At 40.0% G+C, this 13,384-nt stretch carries 12 protein-coding genes and 1 pseudogene; 8 read left to right on the top strand and 5 right to left on the bottom strand.

The features are described 5' to 3' along the window. The first annotated feature begins 196 nt into the window (after nucleotides 1-196). Nucleotides 197-910, top strand: coding sequence for a spermidine synthase (locus I6F45_RS12870; protein WP_007582154.1), 714 nt, complete (start codon nucleotides 197-199; stop codon nucleotides 908-910). Here I6F45_RS12870 and dtd read toward each other — a convergent pair. Both dtd and I6F45_RS12860 read right to left on the bottom strand, forming a co-directional pair. Then, nucleotides 899-1,336, bottom strand: coding sequence for a D-aminoacyl-tRNA deacylase (gene dtd, locus I6F45_RS12865; RefSeq protein ID WP_024589537.1), 438 nt, complete (start codon nucleotides 1,334-1,336; stop codon nucleotides 899-901). The genes I6F45_RS12870 and dtd overlap by 12 nt on opposite strands. Then, nucleotides 1,337-2,242, bottom strand: coding sequence for a virulence factor BrkB family protein (locus I6F45_RS12860; protein ID WP_007582159.1), 906 nt, complete (start codon nucleotides 2,240-2,242; stop codon nucleotides 1,337-1,339). 87 nt (nucleotides 2,243-2,329) lie between these two features. Here I6F45_RS12860 and I6F45_RS12855 point away from each other — a divergent pair, with 87 nt between their 5' ends. The 3 genes and pseudogenes from I6F45_RS12855 (at nucleotide 2,330) to I6F45_RS12845 (ending at nucleotide 4,934) form a co-directional block, all read left to right on the top strand. Next, nucleotides 2,330-2,986 (top strand): DUF2959 domain-containing protein, encoded by a 657-nt coding sequence (locus tag I6F45_RS12855; RefSeq protein WP_197119402.1) that lies wholly within the window; start codon nucleotides 2,330-2,332, stop codon nucleotides 2,984-2,986. Between the two features lie 73 nt (nucleotides 2,987-3,059). Next, nucleotides 3,060-4,138, top strand: a pseudogene (locus I6F45_RS12850) (MBL fold metallo-hydrolase). A 67-nt stretch (nucleotides 4,139-4,205) separates the two neighbouring features. Next, nucleotides 4,206-4,934 (top strand): CBM9 family sugar-binding protein, encoded by a 729-nt coding sequence (locus tag I6F45_RS12845; RefSeq protein ID WP_197160717.1) that lies wholly within the window; start codon nucleotides 4,206-4,208, stop codon nucleotides 4,932-4,934. Between the two features lie 228 nt (nucleotides 4,935-5,162). Here the strand turns inward: I6F45_RS12845 and I6F45_RS12840 are convergent, their stop codons facing one another. The 3 genes from I6F45_RS12840 to typA form a co-directional block, all read right to left on the bottom strand. Then, nucleotides 5,163-5,570 (bottom strand): hypothetical protein, encoded by a 408-nt coding sequence (locus I6F45_RS12840; RefSeq protein WP_024607648.1) that lies wholly within the window; start codon nucleotides 5,568-5,570, stop codon nucleotides 5,163-5,165. Between the two features lie 67 nt (nucleotides 5,571-5,637). Beyond that, complete coding sequence (locus tag I6F45_RS12835) at nucleotides 5,638-6,072, bottom strand: hypothetical protein (protein WP_024607647.1); 435 nt, start codon at nucleotides 6,070-6,072, stop codon at nucleotides 5,638-5,640. Between the two features lie 373 nt (nucleotides 6,073-6,445). Further along, complete coding sequence (gene typA, locus I6F45_RS12830) at nucleotides 6,446-8,269, bottom strand: translational GTPase TypA (protein ID WP_010554793.1); 1,824 nt, start codon at nucleotides 8,267-8,269, stop codon at nucleotides 6,446-6,448. Nucleotides 8,270-8,776: 507 nt separating this feature from the next. Between typA and glnA the strand changes: the two genes are divergently transcribed. From glnA to ntrC, 4 genes are all read left to right on the top strand, one after another. Next, on the top strand, nucleotides 8,777-10,183 hold the full coding sequence (glnA, locus tag I6F45_RS12825; protein WP_197160716.1) for a glutamate--ammonia ligase: 1,407 nt from the start codon (nucleotides 8,777-8,779) through the stop codon (nucleotides 10,181-10,183). Between the two features lie 113 nt (nucleotides 10,184-10,296). Next, nucleotides 10,297-10,818 (top strand): DUF4124 domain-containing protein, encoded by a 522-nt coding sequence (locus tag I6F45_RS12820; protein WP_165739236.1) that lies wholly within the window; start codon nucleotides 10,297-10,299, stop codon nucleotides 10,816-10,818. A gap of 82 nt (nucleotides 10,819-10,900) precedes the next feature. Continuing rightward, the gene (glnL, locus tag I6F45_RS12815; protein WP_010554790.1) at nucleotides 10,901-11,971 is read left to right on the top strand and encodes a nitrogen regulation protein NR(II); all 1,071 of its coding nucleotides are present in this window, start codon (nucleotides 10,901-10,903) and stop codon (nucleotides 11,969-11,971) included. Nucleotides 11,972-11,985: 14 nt separating this feature from the next. Continuing rightward, nucleotides 11,986-13,371: a nitrogen regulation protein NR(I) gene (gene ntrC / locus I6F45_RS12810; protein WP_165739232.1), complete on the top strand. Its 1,386-nt coding sequence runs from the start codon at nucleotides 11,986-11,988 to the stop codon at nucleotides 13,369-13,371. Nucleotides 13,372-13,384: the final 13 nt, after the last annotated feature.

Raw genomic sequence — 13,384 nt, 5'->3', positions numbered from 1 at the left:
GGCGCTATACTAATAGTATTGGTTATCTACCAAGCTAAAAAAATAAAATAATTAAATTGATTGGCATTATTATGGCAAATACCATACTCCATCTTAAAAAAACTGCAAATACGACTTTGGTGATGGCTGTAAAATAACGTAAAAAAATAATGACAAAGGCCATTGCGCTTTAACGTTGCTAGTTTATGCTGAGAATATGACTGAAAAAATCAATTATATAAATTCACTGACGGGTTTGCTGAGCGATCAATTTATTGAAAATAGCCACAGCATTGGTCAGTTAATCTATTGGCATAAATGCAGTGGCGATCACATTCAAGTACGTGAGCACGAGCAGTTACGCTGGTTACTTATTAACGACACTCTTCAATCTGTTATTGATTTAAATAACCCGGATTTATTACTTTTTCCACACTTATTGTACCTAGATAAGCACTGGCAAGCTCTTAAGCCGCCACAAAAAGTGTTAGAACTCGGCCTTGGCGGCGGTGCAATTCGTAATTATTTACAACACAAATACCCTAAAGCACAAATAACATCGGTTGAAAAAAACGCCGATATTATTGATTGCTATACCCAGTTTTTTTCGTCAAATAAGAATGAGCAACTGCTGTGCGCCGATGCGCAACAGATTTTAGAAAGTGTGCAAAATATTGATTGGATTATTCTAGATTTATTTAGCCAAATAGACGCGCCTCGATTTTTATTTGAAGAGGCATTTTATAAAAAAATCTACTCGGCTTTAAATAACAACGGCGTGCTATTTATTAACTTTTTATCGCAGCATGAGTCGCAATTAAAGCAACTTCAGCAGCTATTACTCGATGTATTTGGTTGTAATGTTAGCCCGCAAAAAATTACGGGCTATGTAAATCATATTGTCGTGGTAACCAAAAACTTAAACAGATAAGTTAAACGTAACGGGCCCATCGTTACACAAGCTTACTTGCATATCAGCACCAAACTCACCTGTGGCTATTGTAAGCCCCAACTCTTTAGCTTGAGCTACAAAGTATTCGTAAAGCTCGTTAGCTTGGCTTGGCGTTGCCGCAGATGAAAAACTAGGGCGCATACCCTTTTTAGTATCAGCCGCTAGCGTAAATTGCGAAACAACAAGTAACTCACCTTTAATATCTTTAAGGCTTAGGTTCATTTTGTCGTTTTCGTCAGTAAAAATACGATAATTACTTACCTTGTGTAAAAGCTTATCGGCCGTTTGTTTGTCGTCGTGTTTTTCAACGCCCAGCAACAACAATATACCTTGGCTAATTTCGCCTACCACTTGGTTGTTAATTTCTACTTTGGCATGCTTTACACGTTGTATTAAACCTTGCATTTAAACTGTGTCCTTTACTGCTGGTTCATCATCTTCTAGTTCAAGCTCTGGTGTTTCTGGAATATCATTTGGGCTAATGCACGCAGTAAATTCAGCGCCAAGCAAAACAACGACCCACGACAAATACACCCATACAAATAAAATAGGAATGGTTGCTACTGCGCCATAAATAACTTCGTACGACGGAAAATGACTAATATAAAGTGCAAACCCTTTTTTGGTCAGCTCAAATAAAAGTGCCGCAAAAAAAGCGCCAGGTATTGCCGCTCTAAACGACACCCGTGTATTAGGCACTAAGGTGTAGAGCATAATAAAGCCCACCATCGAAATTCCATACGGCAATAGCTTTAACAAAAACCCGCTAAACCCCGGAATTCCCTGATCAGCAAACGACACCAAAGATACAATATAAGAGGTAACACCAATACTGGCACCGAGCAACATAGGCCCTAAGCTCAAAACCATCCAGTACACAGCAAATGAGATCATCATTGGGCGCTTTTTCTTTATGCGCCAAATTCGGTTCAATGTGGCATCTACATTACGTATTAACAGCAAGGCTATTGCAGCTAGAAAGCCAATACCTACCGCCGTCATTTGGTTGGCATTGCCCGCAAAGGAGCTAATATGCTCTCTAATAACATCGGTAGAGGTAGGGACAAAGTTGGTAAACAAAAAGCTCTCAATTTCCATGCGAGTAGATTCAAAGCCCGGAAAGGCTGAAAATATAGCAACACCCACCGCAATTAATGGCACTAAAGAAAGAAGTGTCACGTAAGCAAGGTAACCTGCATTAACCGTTATTTGATCGTCTATACAACGATTAAAATACTGCATCCACCAACCAGGTTGCTGGCGTATAAAGGACTTAACTTGCTGTTTGTAATGTGAGAGCTTATCATTCATACAATTGACTTGTGCTTATATAGTTTTGATTATAATAACAATCAGCGCCATAATTTACAGCACTAACGCTCGTAAACAGGAATTCAAATGAAAAAACAAACATTACTCAGTGTTTCAATGCTTGTAGTAACACTTACTTTAACTGGCTGCCAATCAGCTTATTATTCTGCGATGGAAAAAGTGGGTGTTCACAAACGCGATATTCTTATTGACCGCGTAGAAGAAACAAAAGATTCACAGCAGGAGTCGCAAGAAGAATTTAAATCGGCTCTTGAACGTTTAACTACACTTATTGATTTTAATGGTGGCGAACTACAAGACACCTACAATCAATTAAACGATGACTACGAGTCGAGCTTAAAAGCCGCTAACGAAGTGTCAACTAACATCAATAAAGTAGAAGACGTAGCAGAGGCGCTTTTTGATGAATGGGCCGATGAGCTAGAGCAATATAAAAGTGCATCACTTAAGCGTGAAAGTAGCAAAAAGCTAGCCGCTACTAAGCGTCAATTTGATCAGCTATTACGCTCAATGCGCAGTGCTGAGGACAAAATGGAGCCAGTATTAACCTCGCTTCATGATAACGTTTTATACCTAAAGCATAACTTAAATGCACAAGCGGTATCGGCTATTAAAGGTGAATTCACTAACCTTAAGCGCGATATTCAATTGTTGATGAACGACATGAACAAATCGATTGCCGATTCAAACAAATTTATTGAACAAATGAATAGCGCTGGCTAATTATTTGTTACTTTAACAAGCCTGCTTAATTGCAGGCTTTTTTATGTTAAAGGCATGCTAAAAGGGATTTACAATGAAACGCTTTTTAACCGCAACAATACTCTTATGTATACTAACTGCCTGCGGTGCACCTAATAATATTAATCGTATTACCAGCTCTGACTCAGTTGTTGTTATTAATGATAAGAACGGTCGTTATAAAAATTTATACGCAGATGAAAAAACATATCCCACTACCTGTACTAAAAACTGCTACCCAGCCCACCCAGACTTACTATGCAAAACCGGCAGCGAAAACTGCCAGTACCAAGGCCAGCAAACTAAACCACAACTTAGTACCGGCTATACCGTACGCTGGCTTGGCCACGCTAGTTTTGTAATTAACACCCCAAATGGTCAAAATGTGCTGTTTGATCCGGTAAAAAATCAGTTTGATTCTCCAGTCGCACTTGGCTTTAAACTCGGCGGTGGTATTTATCGTAAAGCAGGCGCTTGGCCTAGTGAGCAAGAACTGGAAAATATTGATGCGGTAATGTATTCGCATATTCATTACGATCATTTTAATAAAGCCGACATACAAAGCATTGGCAATAAACCTCGTTATTTAACACCACTCGGGATGGCCGACAACTTCCCTACTGGCAGTTTTAACATTACCGAAATGCCGTGGTACTCAACAACCAACATTGACGACTTAGTTATTAACGCCGTGCCAGCCATCATTTTAGCGCTCGCGTATTAGTGCCCTTTATTTACGAAGATAATAATAAAGACTTATGGAATGGCTGGCTGCTTGAACAAAACGGCAGTACCTTATTTTTTGCAGGCGATACAGGCTACTCAAAACACTTTAAAGACATACAGCAAAAATATGGCGATATAGATGTGTGCTTAATCCCAATCGCTTCTTACTACAGTAAAGAAAGTGGTAAATTTTATCGTTACGTTCACACCACACCAGAGGACGCACTAAACGCCGCGAATGATCTTAACTGCAAAGTAATGATACCGTGGGGATACGGTAACTCAAGTTGGAAAATGGGCGACCATACTAGCCACTCGGCCTTACTGCGCTTATTACACATGGTTAAAAAAATGGATGCTCAAACACCGCTGTATATTTTAAACGAAGGCGAAAGGATTTCACTGTAACTAATTACTCAACTGTTTTAGGATGTGTGTTACACCAATATAAATACACAATAAAATTGAGAGATTAATGAAAAAATTAGCACTCGCCTTAAGCTTTTTATTAAGCGCTCCTGCAATGGCGATTGATGTTGAACATACATCAACCCCAATTACTGTCGATGGCGTATCAGAAAGCGCATGGGATAAAGCCGCTTGGCACGATATGCCTTATTTAATGGATGGCACACTGCCATCAAGCGATGCCGACTTTAAAGGGCGTTATCGTTTACTGTGGGATCAAAACTATTTATATCTACAAGCCGATATTGTGGATGACGTTTTAATTGATACACACGCCGATCCAACCTATAAATATTGGGATGACGATGCGCTAGAAGTGTTTATAGACAGCGATGCATCGGGCGGAAACCACCAATTTAATCACACCGCTTTGGCGTACCACATTGGCCTTGATAACCAAGCTGCCGATTACGGCCCTGATAAAAAAGCCCATTTGTACACCGACCACCTAGTCAGTAACTGGAAGCGCAACACCGCTGCACCTTTTAACATCACGTGGGAAGTAGCGATAAAGCTCTACCCTAACGACTACAAAGAAGGCGCTGTAAATACACCAATTACACTGAGCGAAAAACAAGTCATTGGCTTTATGTTAGCGTATTGCGATAACGACGGCAGCAAAGTGCGCGAACACTTTATGGGTTCACACGAAGTACAGCCAGTAAATGGCGACAGAAACCGTGGGTTTATAGACGCAGACGTATTTGGAAAAATCACCCTGCTGCCAAAAAAGTAACCCCCCCAGAAATAAGTAGGTTGGGTTGAGCGCAGCGAAACCCAACGAAAAATACCCTACCAAAAAACATGTATGCTTTGCATTATCGGCTGTTTAAGCTGCCCCTTTTTTATTGCTTATCCTTATGCAAAAGATCTTTAAGTAAATTATTCACAAAGAGGTTAAGAGGCGCTGCGCTTTTAGAGAACAGTAAACTTGGGCCTTTCTATTACTCATCGCCTTGTTAGACTAATTAGTCAGTTGATTAATATTATATTTCTTAGTATTACCAGAGCCATCAGAGTATTTTTCAAAAATACTTAATTCATTTTCATCGACTAAAAAGGTTATTTTAGAATCATATTGGTCTGTGCGCCATCTCCCAGCATCAGAAGCCCAAATAACTCGACTCCCCTCAAACTTGCACCTATACTTCCAATTCGTGCCATCATCTTTACGAACATACGAGAGATGTGTAACATTACCTTTAATTGAATCTATTTTAACAATTGAAGGACTACGTCCCATAATCGATGCAATTGTAGCAATACAAATTTGTTGTTTCGAAAAAGCACCATTGTCAGCGCTTCCACAGGCAGACAAAGTAATAGTAATTACAATAAGTATACTTTTGATAAACTTTTTATAAATATTCATTTTTTCTCCTTGAGCAACTGGAAATATCTAGAAAAGCAAAGATATTCAGTTCTTCCTTAGCACTAGATTATGTGCAGTTAACAGTGAACTTATCAACTATAACACCTTCAGGGATTAGCCCGTTTTCGTTTGTCCGAATACTAACTTCATGCTCATCAGGATAAATGGGGGATTCCAATTCTTCTGTAACCACATCGAATTGTTCAAATAAGCTTGAATCTAATTTATAAATATATCCATTACAAGTACCATTTTTAGTAGCAAATATTTTTGCTACTTCAATGCTTTTGCTCGTAGAAACAAACGACAGCTTTTTCATATTGGAATCTATTTGATGAGCCCTTAAGCCGTTGCCTCCAGAGTATCCTGATTCATACCCTGCTCCGCACTCCACACCAACTTCACCTAGTTCAGGTATGGCCGTATTTTGTTTTCCTTTGGGGATCAACTGTCCCTTACATAAACTATCTAATTCACTTGTAACACCACGATATAGAAACATAACAATTCCTTTTTAAATAACAGTTTAGTATTTTTTAACGCATGACTTGGGCTGCATAATTTTTTTTGGACTGAGTAGATCGAGCTGATATTAACCATCTAAACTACATATATTCAATCTATAGATACTTAGTAATAATACTCTTACGCTTCGTAAAGTTGAAAATCAAGCCAATTAACATATAAATAAAAAGTCACCTTAGATGCTAATTCGTCAACCCATAGCTTGTGCTCGTTGTAATGCACGCTATCTCGTTGATAAGAAAAATTTAAACCGAACTCCTTAAGCCTTTACTCATCAAATTTCACCCACAAAAAAGCCGCTGTATTTTTCAATACAGCGGCTTTTAAAATCATTATTCTAAATTAATAGATTATGACTTAGGTCCACGACCTGCACGTTTACGTTCGTTTTCTGTAAGGTAACGCTTACGAATACGAATGTTTAGTGGAGTTACTTCAACTAGCTCGTCATCATCGATGAACTCAAGCGCTTGCTCAAGTGAGTAGTTAAGGTGTGGAGAAAGCGTTTGCGCTTCATCAGTACCAGATGCACGTACGTTAGTTAACTGCTTGCCTTTAAGGGCGTTAACTGTAAGGTCGTTATCACGGTTATGAATACCGATAACCATACCTTCGTATACTTCAACACCGTGACCGATGAATAAACGGCCGCGTTCTTGTAAGTTGAATAATGCGTTAGTAAGTGCTTTACCTGTTGCGTTTGCAATCATTACGCCGTTCTTACGAACACCGATGTCGCCACCTTTGTGAGGACCGTAATGATCGAACGTATGGTACATAAGACCAGAACCCGAAGTAAGCGTCATGAAATCAGTTTGGAAACCAATTAAACCACGGCTAGGGATCATGAAATCTAAACGCATACGGCCTTTGCCATCTGGAGTCATGTTAGTAAGTTCACCTTTACGTAGGCCAACTTGTTCCATAACAGAACCCTGATGCTCGTCTTGACAGTCAATAGTAACTGTTTCAAACGGTTCTTCTAGAACGCCATCTACAGTACGTAAGATAACTTCTGGACGAGAAACTGAAAGCTCGTAACCTTCACGACGCATGTTCTCGATTAAGATACCTAGGTGTAATTCACCACGACCAGAAACACGGAAGCTATCTGGGCTACCAGTATCTTCAACGCGAAGTGCTACGTTGTGTACTAATTCTTTGTCTAAACGTTCACGGATATTACGTGACGTTACAAACTTACCTTCTTTACCACAGAAAGGTGAGTTATTTACAGAGAATGTCATTGTTACAGTTGGCTCATCAACACTTAATGGTGGTAATGCTTCAACGTTTCCTGGGAAACAAACTGTATCAGAAATCTTAAGCTCACCAATACCTGTTACAGTTACGATGTTACCAGCGTAAGCTCTATCAGTTTCGATACGTTCAAGACCTAGGTAGCTTTGTACTGCGCCAATTTTACCATTACGTGTAGTGCCATCAGCACTGATAATAGTAACTTGTTGGTTAGGAGCAACAGAACCACGTTTAATACGACCAATACCAACTACACCAACATAAGAGTTGTAATCTAGTTGAGAAATTTGCATTTGGAAGTCACCTTCAGGATCTGCATCCGGTGGTGATACTTCGTCAACGATCATCTTGAACATAGGTTCCATGTTGTCTGATGGCTCGTCTAAATCTAGTGTTGCCCAGCCGTTGATAGCTGAAGCGTAGATTACTTTAAAGTCTAACTGTTCGTCAGTTGCGCCAAGGTTGTCGAATAAATCAAAGATTTGATCCATAACCCAATCAGGACGTGAACCTGGCTTATCAATTTTATTGATAACTACGATTGGCTTTAAGCCTTGCGCGAATGCCTTTTGCGTAACGAAACGCGTTTGTGGCATTGGACCTTCTTGAGCATCAACAAGTAATAATACTGAGTCAGCCATCGAAAGTACGCGTTCAACTTCACCACCGAAATCGGCGTGTCCCGGAGTATCTACGATATTGATATGGTAGTCGTTCCAAGAAATGGCTGTGTTTTTAGCCAAAATGGTAATACCACGTTCTTTCTCAATGTCGTTTGAGTCCATCACGCGCTCTTCGTTACCGCCGCGTGTTTCTAATGTACCTGATTGCTCAAGTAGTTTGTCAACCAGAGTTGTTTTACCGTGGTCAACGTGCGCGATAATCGCTATATTTCTTAACTTTTCGATGCTCATATATTTACTCAGAGAAATTAAATTCTCAATGATCCTGCAAGATCTACGCACTCATCCACGCTTTCGCGAGATGTCCCAGCATAGGATTTAAAAGGGCGCATATTATCCCTCATTAATGACATGGATGAAAGTTTATCCAATACATATTTTAAAACTTTCTCAATACTTTTACTAAGTATCTGTTTTTTATATGACAATTATATGAATTAAATTTCAATTATTTTTCAAAAAACCCTCTTTTTGACTATTTTTCCGATCTTTTTGTTACTCTTTTGCATTTAGGTTATGCTAATTTCAGCTGATTAAATTAACAACAAATTACGCTCTGTAAATTTTGCACCGAAATGGAATATTTACGCACCAACATGGTGCGTTTGTATATTCCATTTTGATGCAATGATATTTTTTTAATTTATAAACAGCCAGTTACAATAATGGCACAAAATCAGCTTAGTAAATACCAAAGCAATTATGCAGCAATAACAAAACCCAATAGTTGGAGGACACATGTCACAATCGGTTTTAGATTTTATTAAAGAAAATGACGTTAAGTTCGTTGATTTACGCTTTACTGACACTAAGGGTAAAGAGCAACATGTATCGATTCCTCATCACCAAGTTGATGAAGACTTTTTTGAAGACGGTAAAATGTTCGACGGTTCTTCAATTGCAGGCTGGAAAGGCATAAACGAATCAGACATGGTATTAATGCCAGTGCCTGAGTCAATCAAACTAGACCCTTTCACAGAAGAAGCGACATTAATTTTACGTTGTGACGTAGTTGAGCCTTCTACACTACAAGGCTATGAGCGCGACCCGCGTTCTGTTGCTAAGCGTGCTGAAGACTACATGCGCTCTACAGGTATTGCAGACACCGTTTTATTTGGCCCAGAGCCAGAATTTTTCGTATTTGACGACGTTAAATACAAATCAGATATGTCTGGTTCTATGTACAAAATTGATTCTAAGCAAGCTGCTTGGAACTCAGATAAAGAATATGCAGATGGCAACACAGGTCACCGTCCAGGTGTTAAAGGCGGTTACTTCCCAGTTGCTCCAGTTGATGACTTCCAAGATTGGCGTTCAGCTACGTGTCTAGTGCTAGAAGAAATGGGCCAAGTAGTAGAAGCACATCACCACGAAGTAGCAACAGCAGGTCAAAACGAAATCGCTACTCGCTTTAATACAATGGTATTAAAAGCGGATGAAATCCAAGAAATGAAATATGTTATCCATAACATGGCTCACTTATACGGTAAAACAGCAACGTTTATGCCTAAGCCAGTTGTTGGTGATAACGGTTCTGGTATGCATTGTCACCAGTCTTTAGCTAAAGACGGTGTTAACCTTTTTGCTGGCGATAAGTACGGCGGTCTTTCTGAAGATGCACTTTACTACATTGGCGGCATCATCAAGCATGCTAAAGCAATTAACGCTTTCGCAAATGCCTCTACTAACTCGTACAAACGTTTAGTACCAGGTTTTGAAGCACCAGTTATGCTTGCATACTCTGCACGTAACCGTTCTGCATCAATCCGTATCCCAGTGGTTCCATCTGAAAAAGGTCGTCGTATTGAAGTACGCTTCCCGGATCCAACTGCTAACCCATACCTTGCTTTCTCAGCAATGCTTATGGCTGGCCTTGATGGTATCAAAAACAAGATCCATCCTGGCGATGCTATGGATAAAGATTTATACGACTTACCAGCTGAAGAAGCAGCAGAAATTCCAACTGTTGCAGCATCACTTGACGAAGCACTATCTGCACTTAGCGCAGACCGTGAATTCTTAACTCAAGGTGGCGTTTTCACTGATGACTTAATCGATGCTTACATCTCACTTAAGTCTCAAGAAGTTGAAAAGCTTAACATGACAACTCACCCAGTTGAGTTTGAAATGTACTACAGCTGTTAATTAAGCTGTAAAAAATATGTGTGTTCTCAAGCCCGCTTTGCGGGCTTTTTTAATGGTAAAATTAGTCAATCTCCACTAAAGTTAAGTTACCGATAAAAATGCAGGGCTGCAGAGTGAATAACAAGATTTTATTACTATTAATTGCTTTAGGATTAAGTAATTATGGTTATGCCGGTGAAACAAAAATATACGCTTGGAAAGATAAAAATGGCGTATTAGTGTTCTCAGACACCCCTCATAAAGGGGCCCAAGAGGTAAAGCTCACCAGCCAAGATCTTAATATGCCTGCAACAAATACTGACATTTTTGACGAGCAACCTCAGCCTCAACAAGCGGCCTTTAGTATTGCTATTTCCTCACCTGATCATAACCAGACTATTCGTGAAAATACCGGCACTGTTTATGTAACTAGCCGAATAAAACCACGCTTTGAAACTGGTTTTACTATACAACTTTTTATTGATGGTAAAGCACACGGCCCAGCCAGTGACAGCTCAACCTTTGCAATTAGAGATGTAGAACGTGGTCAGCACACACTACAATTAAAGCTTTTTAATAGTAAAAACCAAGTTATTGCTACAAGCGAACCCTGCATATTTTTTATGCACCGAAAAGGGCTAAACCTAGGTAACTAAATTGGGGCATTACTAAACGTGCAGCAGTGTATTTAACCATATAACTTGCTTGCAAACATCCACGCACTAAAATGGTGCAGCTATGATTAATAATAAAAACTTTAGCCCTGAGCTACTCGATGCCATTTGGCAAAATCAAACAACCGCTATCATGTTACTTGATAAAAACTTCACCGTTGTATATGCCAATACTAGTACTAGCGAGCTGCTAGGCCTTGGTAATAAGCGCCTATTAGATCAACCGTTTGATAGCCTTTTTAACTACCATTCAATCGATTTACAGCGTATAGAACAATACTCATTAGTTGAAGGCGTAGATTGCCAGCAGCATAGAGCTGACGTGGTTTTTAGCGATTCTCGCCATGCAAAAGTAGCCGTAAGTACACGACAAATTAAGTTTAATGGCTCGCTTTATATTTTATTTGAGTGGCGCCAAACTGACGACGAAATTAAGCACGACCAAGCGTCTAATCAAATGCATCAATACCAAGCTGCTCGAAACCTAATTAGAGGGTTAGCTCACGAAATTAAAAATCCTTTAGGTGGAATTCGCGGAGCGGCGCAGTTATTGCAGTATGAGGTTGATCAACAAGAAAGAGATCAATGTGCTGAGCTCATCATTGAGCAAGCCGACCGATTACGCGAGCTAGTAGATAGGCTTTTGGGGCCCAATCAACTTCCTCAAAAATCGTATGGCAATATACATCAATCACTTGAATCAGTTGCAAGGCTAAGTACGTTAGATAATTGTTCTAACATTAGCTTAGTTAAAGATTACGACCCGAGTATTCCTGATGTATACATTGATCAAGGCAAAATTCAGCAAGTGGTATTAAACATTGTTCGAAATGCCCAACAGGCGCTTGTAGATGGCGGTGAAATAACAATAAAAACCCGCATAAATCATCAGCATCGTCGCCCGGGTAAAGCACCTAAAAAAGCCTTGTTGATCCAAATATCTGATAACGGACCAGGTATTGATCCCAGTGTACGCGAAACACTGTTCTACCCTATGATCACCAATAAAGAAGGTGGCTCTGGGTTGGGCCTTTCAATAGCGCAAACACTGATTGATCAACATGATGGCTATATAGAATGTGATAGCTGGCCTGGACATACTGAATTTAATATCTATCTGCCCTTTGCAGATTAATGTTTGGAGTTTGCATGAAAACAGTTTGGCTTGTAGATGATGATGCTTCTATTCGATTTGTACTCGAAAAAGCACTAACCCGTGCAGGGTTTAACGCAGAAAGCTTTTCTAACGCGCAAGATGTATTAAGCGCATTGAAGTTTAGCCAACCTACTGTTTTAGTTTCGGACGTACGAATGCCAGGTATGGATGGTATGGCGTTGCTTGAACTTATTGCAGAGCAAAACCCTGGATTGCCCGTTATTATAATGACCGCGCATTCAGATTTAGACTCTGCCGTTAATGCATTTCAAAAAGGTGCTTTTGAATACCTCGCTAAGCCGTTTGATTTAAACGAAGCGGTAGCACTAGTCGAAAGCGCATGCAGAGCAAATTCCACTAAAAAAACTAAGCGTAAGCAAGCTCCACCAAAAAGTGCGCATATAATTGGTGAAGCACCCGCCATGCAAGAAGTATTTAGAGCGATAGGTAAGCTATCGGCCTCTAGCATGAGCGTATTAATAAATGGCGAATCTGGAACAGGTAAAGAACTTGTCGCCAGTGCGCTGCACAATCATAGCCCACGTAAAGAAAATCAATTTATTGCACTTAACATGGCAGCCATTCCAAAAGAGCTTGTTGAGTCAGAGTTATTTGGCCACGAAAAAGGCGCATTTACGGGCGCCGACAGCGTGCGTAAAGGCCGCTTTGAGCAAGCCAATGGCGGCACACTATTTTTAGATGAAATTGGTGATATGCCACTTGATGTACAAACACGTTTATTACGCGTTCTTGCCGATGGTGAGTTTTATCGCGTTGGTGGCCATCAAAGTATAAAAGTAGATGTGCGTATTATTGCGGCTACGCACCAAAACCTTGAAGATTTAGTTAAACAGGGCAAGTTTAGGGATGATTTATTTCATCGTCTTAATGTTGTGCGCCTACGTTTACCTGCTCTTCGAGAGCGTACTGAAGATATAGAAAGCTTATCGCAACACTTTTTACATAAAAGCGCTAAAGAGCTACAAGTAGAAAGCAAAGTGCTGAGCCCTAAAGCGACTGAGCAGTTACGTTTATTTAATTGGCCAGGCAATGTACGCCAATTAGAAAACACCTGTCGCTGGCTTACTGTAATGGCACCGGGTGAGCTTGTGAGCGAGCAAGACTTACCGCCTGAAATTCTTGATGCAACACCAACTCAAGAAGAAGGTGATTGGTTAGATGCGTTTCAGCAATGGCTTAATCAAGAACTTAAACAAGGCAAAGAAAATATTTGGCCTGACATTCAAGCTCAGCTAGAAACCCGCTTAATAAAAACGGCACTGGCTAATTGCTCTGGCCATAAGCAAGATGCCGCTATAAAAATTGGTTGGGGACGCAACACGTTGACCCGAAAATTAAAAGAGCGCAATATTAGCTAATTAAACGTTTTTA

Origin of the sequence: Pseudoalteromonas sp. SWYJZ19 (assembly GCF_015864375.1) — a bacterium.
Lineage (GTDB): Bacteria > Pseudomonadota > Gammaproteobacteria > Enterobacterales > Alteromonadaceae > Pseudoalteromonas > Pseudoalteromonas arctica.
This window is presented reverse-complemented; position numbering and strand designations above follow the sequence as displayed.